At 63.6% G+C, this 17,907-nt stretch carries 18 protein-coding genes; 7 read left to right on the top strand and 11 right to left on the bottom strand.

From position 1 onward, the window contains the following. The first annotated feature begins 4 nt into the window (after positions 1 to 4). Positions 5 to 1,288, top strand: a complete 1,284-nt coding sequence (locus ACW4TB_RS16535) for a Zn-dependent hydrolase (RefSeq protein WP_279928494.1) — start codon at positions 5 to 7, stop codon at positions 1,286 to 1,288. Between the two features lie 73 nt (positions 1,289 to 1,361). Here the strand turns inward: ACW4TB_RS16535 and ACW4TB_RS16540 are convergent, their stop codons facing one another. Both ACW4TB_RS16540 and ACW4TB_RS16545 read right to left on the bottom strand, forming a co-directional pair. Next, the gene (locus ACW4TB_RS16540; protein WP_012313739.1) at positions 1,362 to 2,327 is read right to left on the bottom strand and encodes a ribonuclease Z; all 966 of its coding nucleotides are present in this window, start codon (positions 2,325 to 2,327) and stop codon (positions 1,362 to 1,364) included. A 62-nt stretch (positions 2,328 to 2,389) separates the two neighbouring features. Continuing rightward, the gene (locus tag ACW4TB_RS16545) at positions 2,390 to 2,956 is read right to left on the bottom strand and encodes a lipocalin family protein (RefSeq protein ID WP_012313740.1); all 567 of its coding nucleotides are present in this window, start codon (positions 2,954 to 2,956) and stop codon (positions 2,390 to 2,392) included. Positions 2,957 to 3,162: 206 nt separating this feature from the next. Between ACW4TB_RS16545 and ACW4TB_RS16550 the strand changes: the two genes are divergently transcribed. Beyond that, a complete protein-coding gene (locus ACW4TB_RS16550) occupies positions 3,163 to 3,975 on the top strand; it encodes a crotonase/enoyl-CoA hydratase family protein (protein ID WP_012313741.1) in 813 nt (270 codons plus the stop codon). Between the two features lie 33 nt (positions 3,976 to 4,008). Further along, positions 4,009 to 4,839, top strand: coding sequence for an NAD(+) diphosphatase (nudC, locus tag ACW4TB_RS16555; protein WP_012313742.1), 831 nt, complete (start codon positions 4,009 to 4,011; stop codon positions 4,837 to 4,839). Here nudC and ACW4TB_RS16560 read toward each other — a convergent pair. The 5 genes from ACW4TB_RS16560 to ACW4TB_RS16580 form a co-directional block, all read right to left on the bottom strand. Next, entirely contained in the window at positions 4,807 to 5,586 is a 780-nt protein-coding gene (locus tag ACW4TB_RS16560) for a TSUP family transporter (RefSeq protein WP_012313743.1), read from the bottom strand. The two genes, nudC and ACW4TB_RS16560, sit on opposite strands and share 33 nt — an antisense overlap. Positions 5,587 to 5,789: 203 nt before the next feature. After that, on the bottom strand, positions 5,790 to 6,620 hold the full coding sequence (locus ACW4TB_RS16565) for an alpha/beta fold hydrolase (RefSeq protein WP_012313744.1): 831 nt from the start codon (positions 6,618 to 6,620) through the stop codon (positions 5,790 to 5,792). A gap of 98 nt (positions 6,621 to 6,718) precedes the next feature. Beyond that, positions 6,719 to 8,074: a glutamine synthetase family protein gene (locus ACW4TB_RS16570; RefSeq protein ID WP_254467483.1), complete on the bottom strand. Its 1,356-nt coding sequence runs from the start codon at positions 8,072 to 8,074 to the stop codon at positions 6,719 to 6,721. Between the two features lie 9 nt (positions 8,075 to 8,083). Next, positions 8,084 to 8,635, bottom strand: coding sequence for a helix-turn-helix domain-containing protein (locus tag ACW4TB_RS16575; RefSeq protein WP_279928503.1), 552 nt, complete (start codon positions 8,633 to 8,635; stop codon positions 8,084 to 8,086). Beyond that, the gene (locus ACW4TB_RS16580) at positions 8,628 to 9,917 is read right to left on the bottom strand and encodes an NAD(P)/FAD-dependent oxidoreductase (protein ID WP_254467484.1); all 1,290 of its coding nucleotides are present in this window, start codon (positions 9,915 to 9,917) and stop codon (positions 8,628 to 8,630) included. The genes ACW4TB_RS16575 and ACW4TB_RS16580 overlap by 8 nt, the downstream gene beginning before the upstream one ends. 135 nt (positions 9,918 to 10,052) lie before the next feature. Between ACW4TB_RS16580 and ACW4TB_RS16585 the strand changes: the two genes are divergently transcribed. The 3 genes from ACW4TB_RS16585 (at position 10,053) to ACW4TB_RS16595 (ending at position 13,243) form a co-directional block, all read left to right on the top strand. After that, positions 10,053 to 10,940 (top strand): LysR substrate-binding domain-containing protein, encoded by an 888-nt coding sequence (locus ACW4TB_RS16585; protein ID WP_012313748.1) that lies wholly within the window; start codon positions 10,053 to 10,055, stop codon positions 10,938 to 10,940. A gap of 93 nt (positions 10,941 to 11,033) precedes the next feature. Then, positions 11,034 to 12,143, top strand: coding sequence for an agmatine deiminase (aguA, locus tag ACW4TB_RS16590; RefSeq protein ID WP_012313749.1), 1,110 nt, complete (start codon positions 11,034 to 11,036; stop codon positions 12,141 to 12,143). Continuing rightward, positions 12,143 to 13,243, top strand: coding sequence for an extracellular solute-binding protein (locus ACW4TB_RS16595; protein WP_012313750.1), 1,101 nt, complete (start codon positions 12,143 to 12,145; stop codon positions 13,241 to 13,243). The genes aguA and ACW4TB_RS16595 overlap by 1 nt, the downstream gene beginning before the upstream one ends. A gap of 50 nt (positions 13,244 to 13,293) precedes the next feature. Here ACW4TB_RS16595 and ACW4TB_RS16600 read toward each other — a convergent pair whose 3' ends face one another. The 4 genes from ACW4TB_RS16600 to trhP form a co-directional block, all read right to left on the bottom strand. Continuing rightward, the gene (locus ACW4TB_RS16600) at positions 13,294 to 14,292 is read right to left on the bottom strand and encodes an alpha/beta fold hydrolase (RefSeq protein ID WP_012313751.1); all 999 of its coding nucleotides are present in this window, start codon (positions 14,290 to 14,292) and stop codon (positions 13,294 to 13,296) included. 75 nt (positions 14,293 to 14,367) lie between these two features. Beyond that, on the bottom strand, positions 14,368 to 14,805 hold the full coding sequence (locus tag ACW4TB_RS16605) for a YqaA family protein (protein ID WP_039604685.1): 438 nt from the start codon (positions 14,803 to 14,805) through the stop codon (positions 14,368 to 14,370). After that, on the bottom strand, positions 14,805 to 15,233 hold the full coding sequence (locus tag ACW4TB_RS16610) for a DUF411 domain-containing protein (RefSeq protein WP_012313753.1): 429 nt from the start codon (positions 15,231 to 15,233) through the stop codon (positions 14,805 to 14,807). The genes ACW4TB_RS16605 and ACW4TB_RS16610 overlap by 1 nt, the downstream gene beginning before the upstream one ends. 116 nt (positions 15,234 to 15,349) lie before the next feature. Continuing rightward, on the bottom strand, positions 15,350 to 16,711 hold the full coding sequence (gene trhP / locus ACW4TB_RS16615) for a prephenate-dependent tRNA uridine(34) hydroxylase TrhP (RefSeq protein WP_012313754.1): 1,362 nt from the start codon (positions 16,709 to 16,711) through the stop codon (positions 15,350 to 15,352). Between the two features lie 129 nt (positions 16,712 to 16,840). Between trhP and ACW4TB_RS16620 the strand changes: the two genes are divergently transcribed. Further along, on the top strand, positions 16,841 to 17,905 hold the full coding sequence (locus tag ACW4TB_RS16620; protein ID WP_012313755.1) for an AI-2E family transporter: 1,065 nt from the start codon (positions 16,841 to 16,843) through the stop codon (positions 17,903 to 17,905). Positions 17,906 to 17,907 lie beyond the last annotated feature (2 nt).

Raw genomic sequence — 17,907 nt, forward strand, 5'->3', positions numbered from 1 at the left:
ACCTATGACCGCAGCCCAACAAGCCCTGCTATCGACTGAACGGCACGTGAACAGTGAGCGCCTGTGGCAATCGCTGATGGACCTCGCCCGCCTCGGTGCCACACCCAAGGGTGGTGTCTGCCGCCTGGCGCTGACCGACCTCGACCGCCAGGCCCGCGACCTGTTCGTCGAGTGGTGCGAGGCTGCCGGTTGCAGCGTCAGTGTCGATGCCGTCGGCAATATCTTTGCCCGCCGCCCAGGCCGCAATCCCAAGCTGCCACCGGTGATGACCGGCAGCCACATCGACAGTCAGCCCACCGGGGGCAAGTTCGATGGCTGCTTTGGGGTGATGGCGGGCCTTGAGGTGATCCGCACGCTCAATGACCTGGGCATCGAGACCGAAGCACCGCTGGAGGTAGTGGTATGGACCAACGAGGAAGGCTCGCGCTTTGCGCCCTGCATGATGGGCTCGGGGGTGTTTGCCGGCAAATTCACCCTGGAGGAAACCTTGGCCAAGCGTGACGCCCAGGGCGTGAGCATGGGCGAGGCGTTGACTGCCATCGGCTACGCCGGCCAGCGGGCAGTGCTTGGCCACCCGGTAGGCGCGTATTTCGAAGCCCATATCGAGCAGGGACCGATCCTTGAAGACCAGGCCAAGACCATCGGTGTGGTGCTTGGGGCGCTGGGGCAAAAGTGGTTCGACCTGACCCTGCGCGGCGTTGAAGCCCATGCCGGTCCTACGCCGATGCACCTGCGCAAGGATGCACTGGTCGGCGCTGCGGCAGTGGTGGAGGCGGTCAACCGGGCAGCGCTGGGCCATCAGCCGCATGCCTGTGGCACGGTCGGTTGCCTGCAGGCCTACCCCGGCTCACGCAACGTGATCCCGGGCGAAGTGCGCATGACCCTGGACTTTCGTCACCTCGAAGGTGAGCGGCTGGACTCGATGATCGCCGACGTGCGGGCAGTGATTGAGGCCACCTGTGCCAAGCACGGGCTGAGCCATGAACTGATCCCTACGGCCGACTTTCCAGCGCTGTACTTCGACCGCAGTTGCGTCGATGCCGTGCGCGATTCTGCGCAGACCTTGGGCCTGCCGCACATGGATATCGTCAGCGGGGCAGGGCATGACGCGATCTTCCTGGCCGAGTTGGGGCCGGCGGGGATGATCTTCGTGCCTTGTGAAAACGGCATTAGCCACAACGAAATCGAGAACGCCACCCCGCAAGACCTGGCCGCGGGCTGTGCGGTGTTGCTGCGGGCCATGCTGGCGGCGTCGGAGGCGATCGCCAGCGGGCGGCTGGCGGCTTGATGCCTGAGCGTCCCATCACCGGCCCGTAATCCTAAAACCGATGGAGAACGACGATCATGTCGATTGTGATTTGCTAGATACCCGTGACGCGGCCCAGGCACCCATCGCGCCCGATGTGGTAACGCTGCAGGTCCTGGGCCAGGGTCAGGTTGCCGCTGTAATGGACCTGCGCCTCTTCCCTTACCTCGTCAATGCACGGGCTGCGCCGAGGGTCCGGCTGATAGCGGGCACTGAAGTGCGTCAGCACCAGGTTGCGCACACCGGCCGTTTCGGCAAAGCGCGCCACCGCTGCCGCACTGCTGTGGCCGAAGCTGACACCTGTGCGGGCGATGATCGGTTGTGTGAATGTCGCTTCGTGCACCAGCACATCAACGTCTTTCGCTGCCTCGGCCAACAGCTCGGGGTTGTCGTTGTCGCCGCAGACGATCACCCGCCGTGCCGGCCGCGAGGCGCGCAGGTAGTCCCGGCCATGCAGCATTCGCCCCGCGTGTTCTACCGTCAGGCCCTTGGCAAGCTCGCCCCACAGCGGGCCACGCGGGATACCTTCGGCATCCAGGCGCTGCACGTCAAGGCGCGGCTCGGGGTTCAGCTCGGTGAACACGAAAGCAACGCTGGGCACCCGGTGCGACAGCTGTACGGTGCTGACCGCAAGCGTATCGCTTCGCCATTCGCCCAGCTGCTCGACCGCCAGCAAACGCAGCTCGAACGGCAGGAAGGAATCACTGGCGGCCAGGCTCAGGCGCACCCAGTCGTGCAAGGCGGCCGGCAGCACCAGGTCCAGCGGCGCCGTGCGCCCGCTCATGCCGGCGCTGGCCAGCAGGCCCGGCAGGCCGAAGCAATGGTCGCCGTGTACATGGGTGATGAAAATGGCGCGCAGGTCGCGGACCGACAATGGGGTATGCAGCAGTTGATGCTGCGTACCTTCGCCGCAATCGACCAGGTACCAGTGGCTGCCGCTGGCTTCGATCACGGCGGTGGCACTGACGTTGCGCGCCTTGGTGGGCACCCCGGCCGAGGTGCCCAGAAACAGCAGGTCCAATGACTGACTCCAAGTTTGATTAGGCGCTCACCCTGGCCCGAACTAACCAGGGCGTCGATGAATCAGGGTTTTACTGCATCATCGCCCTGCCGCCAGATCAGCTCGCTGGTGTCATAGCCCTGTTTCTGGGCAATGGCCAGCATCTGCTCGCGGGTCTGGTCGTTGATGACCGGGGTGCGCGACAGCAGCCACAGGTACTCGCGGTTGGGATGCCCGACCAGTGCTACGCGATAGTCCTTGTCGTGATACAGCACCCAGTACTCGCCCTTGGTCAAGCTTGGCGCCAGGCGGCTGAACCAGTTGTCGAAGGTGACCCACAGCTTGTCGGTCTTGCCCGGCTGCTGGGCTTCGGCAATGCCTTTGGCCTCGTTCCACTGGCCGTCCTTTTCCTTGCAGCGGTTGGTCACATCGATGCGACCGTCTTCGCGCAAGCCATAGTTGGCTTCAGACTGCACGCAGTTGCGCTGGAAGAACATCGGCAAGCGCGCCTGCTCGTACCAGGTACCTTGGTAGCGCTGCAGGTCGACCTGCTGTGTGGTCGGTGGCGCGCGATGCTCATCGCTCGAACCGGCGCAGCCCGCCAGGGCCAGTGTCATGCAGGAAACAATCAGGGCTGTACGCATCGCCATGGCAAACCTCCTGGAAAGGGATGAAGAGCTTACCTGTGTTTCGATGCGTGTGCGGGGCAAAAGTTGTATGGTTTTTTTGTGCAGGGCAAACCTCTATCGACACGCACCCGAGCAACCCGGGCAAGTCCCGTTTTTGGCACAAGTACGGCAACCAGGCTGAGTTAACATCCTCGCAGTGAACCTTTTTCTCCGCAGGAGTGCAGCCCGTGACCGAGTACAGCGCATTCAAGGTCGAACTGACCGACAACATCGCCCATGTGCAGATCAACCGCCCTGAAAAGATCAACGCCATGAATGCTGCCTTCTGGGAAGAGATCGTCGATATCTTCCAGTGGATCGACGACACCGATGCGGTGCGCGCCGTGGTCATCAGCGGTGCGGGCAAGCATTTTTCCTCGGGTATCGACTTGATGATGCTGGCCTCGCTGGCCGGCCAGATGGGCAAGGACGTTGGCCGTAACGCGCGCCTGCTGCGCCGCACCATCCTGCGTCTGCAGGCCTCCTTCAATGCCGTGGACAACTGCCGCAAGCCCGTGCTGGCGGCCATCCAGGGCTACTGCATTGGTGGAGCCATCGACCTGGTATCGGCCTGCGACATGCGCTATTGCAGCACGGACGCGCAGTTCTCGATCAAGGAAATCGACATGGGCATGGCCGCAGATGTCGGCACCCTGCAACGTTTGCCACGTATCATCGGCGACGGCATCATGCGCGAGCTGGCCTTCACCGGGCGTAACGTTGCGGCCGATGAGGCGCTGCGCATCGGCCTGGTCAACCGGGTCTATGATGATCAGGCTGCATTGCTCGACGGGGTCTTTGCCATTGCCCGCGAGATTGCCGCAAAATCACCGATCGCTGTGGCGGGCACCAAGGAGATGCTCAGCTACATGCGTGACCATCGCATCGATGATGGCCTGGAGTACATCGCCACCTGGAACGCCGCCATGCTGCAGTCCGAAGATTTGCGCGTGGCTGTGGCGGCGCACATGAGCAAACAGAAACCGACGTTCGCCGACTGACCGGGCCGGGGGACGCAGTAGAGGAACCCCGAAATGTCAGCACGCTGGACTAGCGCAGTACTCGACCCGCAGATCACCGGGGGCTGGGCCGTCGCCCGCAGCCCGGAAGGGTTTTTGGTGGACGCCAACGGCGCGCTGTTCCCCCGCGACTGGCTCAAGCGCCAGGACCTGGATGTGCTGGCCGAGCACGGCATCGGCCATTTCGACGGCGAGCCGGTGTTCCTGCTGGAGCTGCGCAGCACCGCCGAGGTGCCCGGTTGCGGCTGGCGCGGCCTGCGGTCGTTCATGCTCGAAGGTGATTTCGATCTGTATAAAGTGCTTGGCTACGCCGCGCAGATCGGCACCTGGGCGCGTGAGCACCGTTTCTGTGGCAGCTGCGGCCAACCGATGACGCAGATCCGCTGGGAGCGGGCGATGTACTGCCAGCCCTGCGACCTGCGCAGCTACCCACGCATTTCGCCGAGCATGATCGTGCTGGTGACCCGTGGCGACGAAATCCTGCTGGCCCGGTCGCCGCGCTTCGTCACTGGCGTTTACAGCACCCTCGCAGGCTTTGCCGAACCAGGCGAGTCGGCCGAGGACTGCCTCGTGCGGGAAGTGCGTGAAGAGGTGGCGGTTGAGGTCACCAACATCCAGTACGTCGGCAGCCAGTGCTGGCCGTTCCCGCATTCGATGATGCTGGGCTTCCATGCCGAGTATGCCGGCGGCGAGATCGTCATGCAGCCGGACGAGATCGAAGACGCCAGGTGGTTCAACGTGCACGACCTGCCACCGCTGCCAGCCGGGCGCTCCATCGCCCGGTACCTGATCGATCTGTATGTCGCCAGACGTTCAGGCCTGCCCGAACCAGTGTTGCCACGCTAGGCGCACGGTCAGCGCCAGCACCACGGTGATGAACACCGGGCGGATGAACTTGCTGCCGCCACTGATCGCCGTGCGTGCGCCGAAGAACGCGCCGACCATCACCGAAAGGCCCATGCACAGGCCGACGACGTAATCCACCTGCCCGGAAATGATGAACACCGTCAACGCCGCGATGTTACTGACGAAGTTCATGCTGCGCGCCACGCCGCTGGCGCGGACCAGGTCGATGGGGTAGAGCAGCAGGGTGCTCACGGTCCAGAAAGCACCGGTGCCGGGCCCGGCCACGCCATCGTAGAAGCCCAGAGTGAAGCCCTGCGGGAACTGCCACTTCTTCCTGATCGGCGCATCGGCATCCAGCGGCGCTTTGGGCGTACCCCCGAACAGCAGGTAGATGCCGCAGGCGAAGACGATCACCGGCAGCATCTTGTTCAGCCATTCGGCCGGCATGTAGTGGGCGACGACCGCCCCGATCAGCGCGCCGACCAGCGTGGCGAACAAGGCCGGGCGCCACTGCGCCGGGTGGAACAGCTTGCGCTTGTAGTAGGTGAAGCCTGCGGTGGCCGAGCCGAAGGTCGAACTGAGCTTGTTGGTGCCCAGCACCAGGTGTGGCGGCATGCCGGCGGTGAGCAGTGCCGGGGTGGTGAGCAGGCCACCTCCGCCGGCGATGGCGTCGATGAAACCGGCGACGAAGGCGACCAGGGCGAGGATCAGCAGGGTTAGTGGTTCTACGGTGAGTTCGAAGGGCATGGGTGTCTGGCAGGCAGGAGGCAGGCAGGGTGCGGCAAACTGCCGCGCTAGAAGGGCACCATGGTAATCCCGGGCGGGATGCGTTGCCAGTGCCGGTCTCTTCGCTTGGCAAGCCCGCCCTCACAGGTTTTGCACAGTGCTCAAGACCGGTGATAGTCCTGTGGGCCGGCTTGCCGGCGATGAGGCCGGCGTGGAAGGTCACGTCAGCTTCGGATAAAGGCCAGCAAATCCGCATTGATCACATCGGCATGGGTTGTCGGCATGCCGTGCGGGAAGCCCTTGTAGGTCTTCAATGTGCCATTGGGCAGCAGCTTGGCCGACAGCGGGCCGGAATTTTCATAGGGAACGATCTGGTCATCATCGCCATGCATCACCAGCACTGGTTGCTGGATCTTCTTCAGGTCTTCGGTGAAGTCAGTCTGGGAAAACGCCACGATTCCGTCGTAGTGCGCTTTGGCGCTGCCGATCATGCCTTGGCGCCACCAATTGGCAATGACCCCTTCGGCCGGCTCGGCACCGGGCCGGTTATAGCCATAGAACGGCCCGGTCGGCACATCGCGGTAGAACTGTGCCCGGTTACTCGCCACCTGTGCCTGGAAGCCATCGAACACCGACTTGGGCAAGCCGCCGGGGTTGTCTGGCGTTTGCACCATCAAGGGCGGTACGGCGGCGATCAGCACCGCTTTGGCCACCTTGTCGCCTGGGTAGCGGGCCATGTAGCGCACCACTTCGCCGCCTCCGGTGGAGTGGCCGACATGCACCGCACCCTGTATACCCAGGTGCTCGACCACGGCGGCCACGTCATCGGCGTAGTGGTCCATGTCATGGCCGTCCCATACCTGGCTGGAGCGGCCGTGGCCGCGGCGATCATGGGCCACGACACGGAAGCCCTGGGCGAGGAAGAACAGCAGTTGTGAATCCCAGTCGTCGGCACTGAGCGGCCAGCCGTGATGGAAGTGGATGACCTGCGCATCGCGCGGGCCCCAGTCCTTGTAGAAGATCTGAACACCATCCTTCGTGGTCACGTAGCTCATGGTCGCGTCTCCTCTGTGCAGGGGGATTGCCAATTGAGCTATTCAGAATAGGAGAGTTTTCTGTGTTGTCAGTACCGGCCTCTTCACTGGCATCTGTCTCAAAGGAACCACCGGTACTCCCGGGCACTGACCTCCTGCATGAACGCGAGATGGTCCTGGCGCTTGTTCTCGCAATACACCATCACGAACTCTTCCCCCAGCCCTTCATTCACGGCCGGGTGCCCACGCATGGCTGTGACTGCGCCAAGCATGTCCTTGGGAAAGTCGACCCCGCTGGCGCGATCTTCATTGAGCGGCGCGATCGGCTCTTGCGCGGCATCCAGTCCATGCTCCATCCCGCACAAGATCGCTGCCAGCACCAGGTAGGGATTGGCATCGGCACCCGCCAGCCGGTGTTCGATACGCACGTTGCGCGCATCCGATTCCGGGATGCGGATGCACGCATCACGATCTTCAAAGCCCCAGCTGGCGCGGCTGGCGGCATTGACCATGGCGCCGTACCTGCGAAAGGCATTGTGGTTGGCGGCGAATATCGGCATGCAGTGCGGCAGCAAGGCCAGGCAACCGGCCACGGCATGGCGCAGCGGGCGCTGCTGGTCGGCCGCCAGCAGGTTGTTGCCGGCCTTGTCGTACAGGCTGACATGCACGTGCATGCCGCTGCCTGGCGCCTGCAGGTAGGGTTTGCTCATGAACGAGGCGCGCAGCCCGTGCTTGAGTGCCACGCCGCGGGTACTGCGGCAGAACAGGGCAGCCCAGTCGGCGGCGCGCAGGCCGTCGTCGCAGTGGCCGAAGTTGATCTCGAACTGGCCAGGACCCAGCTCGGCGGTGATGACGTTGGCGTCGACCCCTTGCGCGTTGGCGGTATCGACCATGTCGCGCAGCACGTCGCTGAACCGCGACAGCCGTTCGATGTGCATGTTGGGCTGGTCGTCCGCGTCATCGCTGAACGGGTCGCGGGGGAACTGCGGCAGCCCCTGCTTGAGTGCCCGGTCGAACAGGTAGAACTCCAGCTCGAACGCCACCACCGGGCGAATGCCGCGCCGTTCAAAGCGCTGCAGCACGCGGGCGAGCACCTCCCTGGGCTCGAACTCGATGGGCGCGGCGGTGCCGTCGGAGCTGATCAGCATCTGGCCCAGCGGTTCGCGCTCCCAGCTGACCGGCTTGAGTGTGCCGGGCACCAGGCGCCGCAGGGCGTCCGGGTCGCCGTCGTTGAAGCAGTAGTCGCCAATCGGGAACAGCCCGCCTTGCACGCCCAGCAGCACACAGTTCTGCGGCAGTTTCAGCGGGCTGCCGGCGGCGACCTTTTCCAGCATGTCGATGGGGTAGCGCTTGCCGTAGAAATGCCCGGGGATGTCCAGGCTCAGCAGGTCGACGTGGCGTACTTCGGGGTAACGGGCGCGGAAGGCGCGGACTTCACTGAGCAGATCGGCAAAGCCTGTCGTTGTTGTTGTCATGCTGTGCTCTCATCGGAATACCCAGAGGACACGGGTCGTCTGGTCGGTCAGGTTGGCGTAGCGGAAATGACTGTGCGCAGGGAGCTGGAAGCTGTCATTGGGGCCGAGTGTGACGGCGTCCGGGTGGCCATCCAGCCATAGGGTCAGCGCGCCTTCAAGGACGAAACCGCCTTGTTCGGCGCTGTCGTCCAGATGCCCCTCGCCACTGCTGGCGCCGGGCGCCAGGTGGCTTTCGAGCATGGCAAAGCTGCCGTTGAGGGTCGGCGAGACCAGCACATCGCTGATGCCTTCGGCGTAGTAGATCGTGCGCCGTTCACCGGGGCGGGTGACCCAGTCGAGTTCGCGCGGCTGGCTGGCTTGGTAGAAGTAGGTGGTGGGTACGTGCAGCGCCTCGCTGATCGCAGTGAGGTCGGCTACGGTCGGCTGCGACAGGCCGCGTTCGACCTGGGAGAGAAAGCCCAGCGAGCGCTTGACCTTGATCGCCAATTCGCCGAGCGTCAGCCCGCGGTGCTTGCGCAGGCCACGAATCAGCAGGGCCAGGGCCTGGGCGTCTTCAGACATGATCGCGCATCCGGTACCAGGCTTTGGCCGCGGCCTCCAGCGGGGCAGCCAACAGGTCACCGCCCGGGAAGCGACCATTGTCGATGCCCTGGTACAACGCCAGCAGGTCGTCGTCGCCCAGGATCGCGTCGCTGACCGCGCGTGCTGCTGCCAGGGTTGGCAGTACGCCATGGCCGGAAAAGCCCTGCAGCCAGTAGCGCTGGGCGTCGCGGCCAATGTCCGGGGTGCGCTGGATGCTGCAGTCGATATGCCCGCCCCAGGCATAGTCGATGGTAACGCCCGCCAGTTGTGGGAAAACACGCTCAAGGTACGGGCGGGTGGCGCTGGCCACGTCCTTGGGAATGCCGCCCAGGTAGGTGCAGCCGCCGCCGAACAGCAGACGGTGGTCCGGGGTGAGGCGGAAATAGTCCGGTACGAACTGGTTGTCGATCACGCAACTGTTGCGTGGCAGCAGCGACCGGGCGAAATCTGCGTCCAGTGGCGCGGTTGCCACTTGATAGGAACCGACCGGTAGCAGCCGGCGCGACAGGTTGCGGTCAAGGCGGTCGATGTAGGCGTTGCAGGCCAGCACCAGCACATCACCGTGCACTTCGCCATGGTCGGTGCGGGCAACATAGCCATTGGCGCTCTGCTGGTATCCGATTACCTGGCTTTGCTCGAAGATCTGCCCGCCGGCAGCCTCGATCACGCTGGCCACGCCCTGGGCCAGTTTCAGCGGGTTGAGGTGCGCGCCCCTGGCGTCGTACAAGGCAGCCTGGTAGCGCGGGCTGTCGATCCACTGGGGCAACTCGTCACGGCCGATCAGGCGCAGGGCATCGTAGCCCCATTTCTGTTCGGCATCATGCAGGGCGTGTTCCAGCATTCTCACCCGGCGTGGCAGCACCGATGTCCAGAGGCTGCCGACCCGATAATCGATATCGAAGCCGTGCCGTTGCGGCAATTCACGCATTTCGTCGGCAGCCCAGCACATGCTGTCCCAGAGGCGTCGGCTGCGCTCCACTCCCAAGGCCTTCTCGATGGGCGGCATGTCGCACGACCAGCCCAGTAGCGCCTGGCCACCGTTACGACCGGATGCGGCCCAGGCCACCCTGCTGGCTTCCAGCAGGGTCACACGCTTGCCGGCCAGGGCCAGGCGCAGGGCAGTGTGCAGGCCGCTGAAGCCGGCGCCGATGATGATCACGTCGGTGTCGTGCCGGCCTTGCAGGGTAGGGCGCAGGGGAATGCTGGCAGGGTAGGTGCAGGCGTAATAACTGGCGACGTGCTGGGCGGATTGCTTGAACATGCCTTGGTCTCATGAAATTTTTAATGATTATTTTCATGAAAATTTAGCAGGGAATTTTCATCGCGCCAGTCGAGTCGCGTTGGCGATATGATCGGGTGGCCGTACAGCGTCTCCACGCACCTGCCAGGACTACCTATGCGCCGCCTGCCTTCCCTGACTGCCCTGCGCACGTTCGAGTGCGCCGCCCGCCACGGCCACTTCGGCCGTGCCGCCGCCGAACTGTGTGTCACCGACAGCGCGGTAAGCCACCAGATCCGCCAGCTCGAGGAGCAGCTTGGGGTCACGCTGTTCGAACGCATTGGCCGCCAGGTGCGGCCCAGCGCCGAGGCCGAGCGGCTGTTGCATCACCTGCAGCAGGCCTTCGAACTGATCGGCAAGGCCTGTGACGAACTGCGCGACCCGGCATCGCAGGCGGTGCTGCGGGTGGCGGTGACTGCCGAGCTTGCGCAGAAATGGCTGGTGGCGCGGCTCGCCGACTTCAGTGGCCGTTACCCGCACATCACTCTGCACCTGCTCGAGCAGCCCATCGCCGCAGGAGCCCCGGCGCTGGATGTCGACCTGGCCATCACCTATGGCACCAGCACACTCGACGCCAGTACCCACTTCGTCAGGCCCTTGCCGCTGCTGCAATTCTTCCCGGTGTGCAGCCCAGGCCTGTTCAACCAGGGCGGCCTGAAGCGCCCGCGCGACTTGGTGCGCCACTGCCTGTTGCACGACGATCAGGATGGCCGGACCTGGACCACCTGGCTGGCTACCCATGCCGACGATGCCTTGCCCACTCGCCAGCTGTACTTCCCGCATGCGGCCCTGGCGCTGGAGGCGGCGCTGCTTGGGCAGGGCGTGGCCATGGGGGACAACCTGACCTGCCAGAGCGATTTGCAAAGCGGCAGGCTGGTGCGGCCTTTCGGTGCCAGTGTCACCGCGCAGGGGCAATACGCACTGGTGTGCGAGCGGTTGCGCCTGGAGCGTGCTGCGGTGGCGCACTTCATCGAATGGTTCATTGAACAGTTGGGTGATAGCTGAATTGAATTCAACTATCGCTGAGTTTTCATCGTTGGATGAGTCAGGCCGGCCAGCGTAGCGTGCAGGCATCACTCACCGACATGAGGTTGACCCATGGCACGTTCGCTCACCACCACGCCCAAGGGCGATGGTTTCCGCTTGCCTGGCGAATTCGAACATAAGGCAGGCTGCTGGCTCGGTTGGCCCGAGCGGCCAGATGTGTGGCGCAATGGCGGTAAGCCGGCGCAAAAGGTCTGGGTCGAAATTGCCACCGCCATCGCGTCCAGCGAACCGGTCACGGTTTGCGCGTCTGCTGCCCAGTACGCCAATGCCCGGCGCTTGCTGCCAGCGCAGGTGCGGGTGGTGGAAATGACCTGCAACGACACCTGGTTCCGAGACAGCGGCGCGTGCTTCGTGGTCAACGACAGCAGCGGCGAAGTGCGCGGTGTGGACTTCGAATTCAATGCCTACGGCGGCCTGGACGGCGGCCTTTATTACCCGTGGGACAAGGACGACCAGATCGCCCAGAAAATCCTCGAAATCGAAGGTTTGGACCGCTATCGTGCGCCATTGATTGCCGAACTCGGCGGCATCCAGAGCGACGGCCAGGGCAGCCTCTTGACCACCGAACAGTGCCTGCTCAACCGTAACCGCAATGCCCACCTGGGCAAGGATGAAGTCACGCGCCGGCTTGAGGACTACCTGGGTGCCGACCAGGTGATCTGGCTGCCGCGCGGTTGCAAGTTCGACGAAACCGATGGCCACGTCGACGACCTGGCGTGTTTCGCGCGGCCCGGTGAAGTGGTGCTGCAATGGACCGACAACCGTGAAGACCCACAGTGGGAGATCTACCAGGAGGCTTACGATATATTGCGCAGCACCCGCGATGCTCGCGGGCGGGAACTCAAAGTTCACAAGCTGCCCCAGCCCGAGGTGCTGCAGTGGACGGCCGAGGAAGCTGCCGGGCTGGATCAGGTCGAAGGCACGCACGTGCGGGAGGCCGGCACCCGGATCTGTGCCTCCTACATCAACTACTACGCCGGCAACACGGCCATCGTCGTGCCGCTGTTCGGTGACCGCAACGACAGCGTAGCCCAGGCCACCCTGGCTGAACTGTTCCCCGGCCACCGTATCATTGGCATCGACAATTCGCGGGAAATCCTGCTCGGTGGCGGCAATGTCGCCTGCATCACCATGCCTCAATACGCCGGAGGCCGCCGCTGATGAACCTGACCCTGCTCGCGGCAGCACTCGCCTTGGGCTGCGTGGCGTCGGTGGCCCAGGCGGCCGACGCACAACAGCCGACCGTCAACTTGTATATCTGGGGCGAATACCTTGCCCCGGACACGTTGACCAACTTCGAGAAGGAAACCGGCATTCGGGTGGTTGCCGACCACTTCGACTCGCTGGAAACCGCAGAGACCAAGTTGCTTACCGGCGGCAGTGGCTACGACGTGGTGCTCAGTGCCGGGCAGCACTTGAGCCGGGCGATTGCCAGCGGTGCCCTGCAGCCGCTGGACAAGGCGCAGTTACCGCACTTGGCGGGTGTCGGCGAGGAGTTTCGCCAGCACATGGCACTGTATGACCCTGGCAACCGGTATGCCGGGACCTACGCCTGGGGCACCACCGGCGTGGGTTATCAGCAGCAGGCGGTGGCGGCGCGCATGGGCGAGGCGCCAGTGGGCAGCTGGGCGATGCTGTTCGACCCGCAGGTGGTGGCCAAATTCGCCGACTGCGGGGTCAGCCTGCTCAACGACCCCAACGAGGTGTTCGCCGCGGTGATGCGTTACATGGGCCTGGACATCAACCAGCAACGCTTGGAGGACCTCAAGGCTGCAGAGCTGCAGCTGCGCAAGATTCGCCCGTATATCCGCTACTTCGACAATGACCGCAACATCAACGACCTGGCCAACGCAGAGACCTGCGTGGCTATGTCGTGGAACGGCAACGTGGCGATCGCCCAAGCCCAGGCGCAGCAGGCGGGCAAGGCGTTCAACCTGGCGTACAGCATCCCTGAGGAAGGGACGCTTATCTGGCTGGATGCATTGGTGGTACCCAAGGATGCCCCGCATCCCCAGGCAGCCTGGAAGCTGCTGGACTACCTGATGCGGCCGGAGGTGATTGCGCCGATTACCGATACCATTCATTACGCCAACGCCATCACGGCTGCGGACGGCTTGGTGGATGCGCAGATTCGCAATGCGCCGGGCACTTATCCGCCCGCGCAGGTGAGGGCACGGTTGTATGGCAAAAACGACAACAGCAAGGCGTTCAACCGTGAGCTGACCCGAGCGTTCAGCCGGTTGAAAAGCGGCAAGGGTTGACCGGCACCGCTTGTTTGCCAAGGGGGCGCAAGGCGCCCCCCACTAAAGCTTCAGCGCCCAAGCCACTCGATCAGGGTGTTGTTGAAGCGCCGTGGCTCTTCGATCTGCGGCGCGTGCCCCATGCCCTCGAAGGTCACCAACTCGCCTTGTGGAATCAGCTTGGCCACGTGCGGCCCCAGCTCCTTGTACTTGCCCAGCCGCGCCTTGACCTCGGGTGGTGCGATGTCACTGCCAATGGCTGTGCTGTCTTGGTCGCCTATCAGCAGCAGGGTCGGCATCTTCAAGTTCTTGAACTCGTGGTACACCGGCTGGGTGAAGATCATGTCGTAGATCAGCGCCGAGTTCCACGCCACGGCTTCATGCCCAGGGCCCTTGTTCAGCCCGGCCAGCATCTGGACCCAACGCTCGTACTCAGGTTTCCAGCGCCCGGCGTAGTAGGTCTTGCGCTCGTACTCACGCACGCCGTCGGCATCGAGCTTGAGTTCGCGGGCATACCACTGGTCCACAGTGCGGTAGGGCACGCCGAGGGCTTTCCAGTCTTCCAGGCCGATCGGGTTGACCATGGCCAGGCGCTCGACCTGTTGCGGGTACATCAACGCGTAACGGGTGGCGAGCATGCCGCCGGTGGAATGGCCGAGGATGATCGCTTGCTTGACGCCCAGCTGCTCCAGCAGGGCATGGGTGTTACTGGCCAACTGATGGAAGCTGTATTGGTAATACCCTGGCTTGCTTGAAGTGCAGAAGCCGACCTGGTCGGGCGCGATGACTCGGTAACCGGCCTGACTCAATGCATCGATAGTGGTTTCCCAGGTGGCGGCGCAGAAATTCTTGCCATGCATCAGCACCACGCTGCGGCCGTTGGCCTGGCCTTTGGCAGGCACGTCCATGTAGCCCATCTGCAGGCTCTGCCCTTGGGACTGGAAGTCGAAATGCTTGAGGGGGTGCGGGTAGCTAAAGCCTTCGAGCTGCTTGCCGTAGGTGGGTGATTCGGCGGCGATGGCGGGGGCGCCGATGAGGCAGGCCAAGGCCAGGGCGGTTGCGCGCAGCATGGGGGCACTCCGTGTAGGACCATGTAGGAATTGGCGACTTTAGCAGCCGCAGAAGCACCTTAAACGTTAAAGGTGTTACCAGGCATGAAACCAGCCCAAGGTAATCACGGCTACCACCATGTAACGCCCGCCCTTTGCCAGCGTGACCAGAAGCACGAAACGCCAGAACGGCTCACGCATGATCCCGGCAATCAGGGTCAACGGGTCACCGATCACCGGCATCCAGCTCAGCAGCAGCGACCATTGCCCCCAGCGCTGATAGCGCTGCTGGGCGCGTTCGAGTTGACGGGCGCTGAACGGGAACCAGCGCTTGTCGCGCAGGTGTTCGATGGCCCGGCCCAGCAACCAGTTGACCACCGAACCGAGGACGTTGCCCAGGGTGGCGACCAGCAACAGGGTCAGCCAGGCGTCGGGTTGACGCAGCAGCAGGCCCACCAGTACCGCCTCCGATTGCAGCGGCAGCAGTGTGGCGGCGCCAAAGGCGCTGAGAAACAGCGCCCAGAGGCTCAGCATCAGTAGTTGGCGACTACGGTGTCCTGGCCATCCCGGGTTACCCCGATGACTTGATAGGCGTCCTTGCGATCACCCATTTCCATGCCTGGCGAACCCACCGGCATGCCAGGCACGGCCAGGCCCTTGAGGTCGTTGCGCTTGGCCAGCAGGCGCACCTGCTCGGCCGGGACGTGGCCTTCGACGAACTTGCCGTCGATCACCCCGGTGTGGCATGAAGCCAGCCGCGGCGCCACGCCCAGCCGCTGCTTGACGGCGCTCATGTTCGGTTCGACATGGTCGTTGACGGTAAAGCCGTTGTCACGAAGGTGGCTGATCCAGGCCTTGCAGCAGCCACAGTTGGGGTCGCGGTAGACGTCTATGGTTTCGGCAGCCTGGGCCAGGCCGGTGATGGCCAGCAGGCCGAGCGCGATCAGGTGTTTATGCAGCATGGTCGAACGACTCCTGTGGGTAGGCAGGCGCCCCGCCCGCCATGCGAATGAGCTGCAGGATAGCGCAGGCGGCTTGCAGGCGCGATATGCGCTGGCAGGGTACTGGCCAGCAACTGTCAGCTGGCTGAACTGGACATTACACCTTTGTCAGCCAGTTCGTCCTGGCACAGGTCGCGCATCAGCAAGCCGTATTCCAGTGCTACCTGCTCCGGGATCGGCAGGTAGACCACATGGCCGTCCCCGGGCGCCACGTCGATGGCCTGCTGGTGGCGGCCATACAGGTTGTGCAGGTCGAAATGATAGTTGCCGCGCGGGGTCATCAGCTCCAGATGATCGCCTACTGCGAAGCGGTTCTTCACCTTGACCTCGGCCAGGCCGTCCACCCGTGCACCGGTCAGTTCGCCGACGAACTGCTGGCGCTCGGACAGCGAATTGCCCCGCTGGTAGTTCTGGTACTCGTCATGCACATGGCGCCGCAGGAAACCCTCGGTGTAGCCTCGTTGGGCCAGCGATTCGAGGTTGTCCATCAGGGCCCTGTCAAAGGGGCGCCCGGCAGCGGCATCGTCAATGGCCTGGCGGTACGACTGCACCGCACGGGCGCAGTAGAAGTGCGACTTGGTGCGGCCCTCGATCTTCAAGGAGTGCACACCCATGGCCGCCAGCCGCTCGACGTGCTGGATGGCGCGCAGGTCCTTGGCATTCATTATGTAAGTGCCGTGTTCATCTTCGAAGGCGGGCATCTCGGTACCGGGGCGATTGCTTTCGTGCAGCAGGAACAGCTGATCGGTCGGTGCGCCCTGGCCCAACGTCGGCTCGACCTCGCGCACGATGTCGCCAGCAGCGTTCTCGATAGCTGGGGTGGCACTGTACTTCCAGCGGCAGGCGTTGGTACATGTGCCCTGATTGGCATCACGCTTGTTGAGGTAGCCCGACAGCAGGCAGCGGCCAGAGTACGCCATGCACAGGGCGCCGTGGACGAACACTTCCAGTTCCATGTCAGGCACGTGCTGGCGGATTTCGTCGATTTCTTCGAGTGACAGCTCCCGCGACAGGATCACCCGGTTCAAGCCCAGTTGCTGCCAGAACTGCACGCTGGCCCAGTTGACCGTATTGGCCTGTACTGAGAGGTGCACAGGCATCTGCGGGAAGTGCTGGCGCACCAGCATGATCAGGCCGGGGTCGGACATGATCAGCGCATCGGGCGCCATGTCGATCACCGGCGCCAGGTCCTTGAGAAAAGTCTTGAGCTTGGCATTGTGCGGCGCGATGTTCACCACAACGTAAAAGCGCTTGCCCTGTGCATGGGCCTCCTGGATGCCCAGCGCCAGGTTGGCATGGTCGAATTCGTTGTTGCGCACCCGCAGGCTGTAGCGTGGCTGGCCGGCGTAAACCGCGTCGGCGCCGTAGGCGAATGCATAACGCATGGTCTTGAGGGTGCCGGCAGGGGCCAGCAGTTCAGGCTTGGCGGGGATGTTCATGTGCGCACCGGGGCAAAGGCGCGGATGCTAAGGCCAGCCTGCGTTGCGCGTATTGATTTGAATCAAGGTGGGCATGGCACTTTTACCAAAGTGGTGTGCACTAATGTCCAGCACTCACGAGGAACCGCCATGAACCAAACCGCTTTGCAGAACAAGGCCCTGGCAGTATTGCTGGCGCTGGTGACCATTGCCTTCGGCTGGATCCTGCTGCCGTACTATGGCGCCATCTTCTGGGCGGTGATCCTCGGCATACTGTTCGCGCCGCTGCAGCGAAACCTGCTGATGCGCTTTGGCAGGCGGCGTAACCTGGCGGCGGCGACCACCTTGCTGATTTGCCTGTTGGTGGCCATCTTGCCAGTGATCATCACCAGCGCCTTGTTGGTGCAGGAGGGCGCCACCCTTTATCAGCGCATCGAGAGCGGGCAACTGGATATCGCCGGCTATGTCGAGCGCGGCATGAACATGCTGCCGCCTTTCATGCAGCACAGCCTGGACAGCATGGGCATGGGCAACCTGGAAGGGTTGCGCGACAAGATCACCAAATGGGCTACCCAGGGTAGCCAGATACTGGCCACCCAGGCCTTCAGTTTCGGCCAGGGCACCTTCGAGTTTCTGATCAGTTTCGGCATCATGCTTTACCTGCTGTTCTTCTTTCTGCGTGAGGGCGCGGACGTGGCGCGGCGGGTACGCCTGGCCGTGCCGCTGCCAGAGCACCAGAAGCGCCGCCTGCAGTTGAAGTTCAACCGTGTGGTGCGCGCTACGGTGAAGGGCAATGTGCTGGTGGCGATCACCCAAGGCGCCTTGGGTGGTTTCATCTTCTGGGTGCTGGATATTCCCAGCGCGCTGGTCTGGGCGGTGATGATGGCGTTTCTGTCACTGCTGCCGGCAGTGGGCGCGGGGATCATCTGGGCGCCGGTGGCGGCGTATTTCCTGTTGACCGGGGCGATCTTGCAAGGGGTGATCCTGACCGCGTTTGGCGTGCTGGTGATTGGTCTGGTGGACAACCTGCTGCGGCCGATCCTGGTGGGCAAGGATACGCGGATGCCCGACTACCTGATCCTGGTGTCCACCTTGGGTGGGTTGGCCGTATTCGGGCTCAACGGGTTTGTGATCGGGCCGCTGATCGCGGCGCTGTTCATGTCGAGCTGGGGCATTTTCGCCGCGACCAAACCGCAGGTGCAGTTGCCTCAATAGGG

The organism is Lelliottia jeotgali (assembly GCF_977070485.1).

What these genes read in the sequence shown, in the direction of transcription:
- ACW4TB_RS16605 (WP_039604685.1), bottom strand. Translation starts at nt 14,805, where the DNA reads ATGCTGAGCCTCTGGGCGCTGTTTCTCAGCGCCTTTGGCGCCGCCACA.
- ACW4TB_RS16570 (WP_254467483.1), bottom strand. Translation starts at nt 8,074, where the DNA reads ATGACAACAACAACGACAGGCTTTGCCGATCTGCTCAGTGAAGTCCGC.
- ACW4TB_RS16565 (WP_012313744.1), bottom strand. Translation starts at nt 6,620, where the DNA reads ATGAGCTACGTGACCACGAAGGATGGTGTTCAGATCTTCTACAAGGAC.
- aguA (WP_012313749.1), top strand. Translation starts at nt 11,034, where the DNA reads ATGGCACGTTCGCTCACCACCACGCCCAAGGGCGATGGTTTCCGCTTG.
- ACW4TB_RS16575 (WP_279928503.1), bottom strand. Translation starts at nt 8,635, where the DNA reads ATGTCTGAAGACGCCCAGGCCCTGGCCCTGCTGATTCGTGGCCTGCGC.
- ACW4TB_RS16545 (WP_012313740.1), bottom strand. Translation starts at nt 2,956, where the DNA reads ATGGCGATGCGTACAGCCCTGATTGTTTCCTGCATGACACTGGCCCTG.
- ACW4TB_RS16560 (WP_012313743.1), bottom strand. Translation starts at nt 5,586, where the DNA reads ATGCCCTTCGAACTCACCGTAGAACCACTAACCCTGCTGATCCTCGCC.
- nudC (WP_012313742.1), top strand. Translation starts at nt 4,009, where the DNA reads ATGTCAGCACGCTGGACTAGCGCAGTACTCGACCCGCAGATCACCGGG.
- ACW4TB_RS16535 (WP_279928494.1), top strand. Translation starts at nt 5, where the DNA reads ATGACCGCAGCCCAACAAGCCCTGCTATCGACTGAACGGCACGTGAAC.
- ACW4TB_RS16585 (WP_012313748.1), top strand. Translation starts at nt 10,053, where the DNA reads ATGCGCCGCCTGCCTTCCCTGACTGCCCTGCGCACGTTCGAGTGCGCC.
- ACW4TB_RS16610 (WP_012313753.1), bottom strand. Translation starts at nt 15,233, where the DNA reads ATGCTGCATAAACACCTGATCGCGCTCGGCCTGCTGGCCATCACCGGC.
- trhP (WP_012313754.1), bottom strand. Translation starts at nt 16,711, where the DNA reads ATGAACATCCCCGCCAAGCCTGAACTGCTGGCCCCTGCCGGCACCCTC.
- ACW4TB_RS16620 (WP_012313755.1), top strand. Translation starts at nt 16,841, where the DNA reads ATGAACCAAACCGCTTTGCAGAACAAGGCCCTGGCAGTATTGCTGGCG.
- ACW4TB_RS16595 (WP_012313750.1), top strand. Translation starts at nt 12,143, where the DNA reads ATGAACCTGACCCTGCTCGCGGCAGCACTCGCCTTGGGCTGCGTGGCG.
- ACW4TB_RS16580 (WP_254467484.1), bottom strand. Translation starts at nt 9,917, where the DNA reads ATGTTCAAGCAATCCGCCCAGCACGTCGCCAGTTATTACGCCTGCACC.
- ACW4TB_RS16600 (WP_012313751.1), bottom strand. Translation starts at nt 14,292, where the DNA reads ATGCTGCGCGCAACCGCCCTGGCCTTGGCCTGCCTCATCGGCGCCCCC.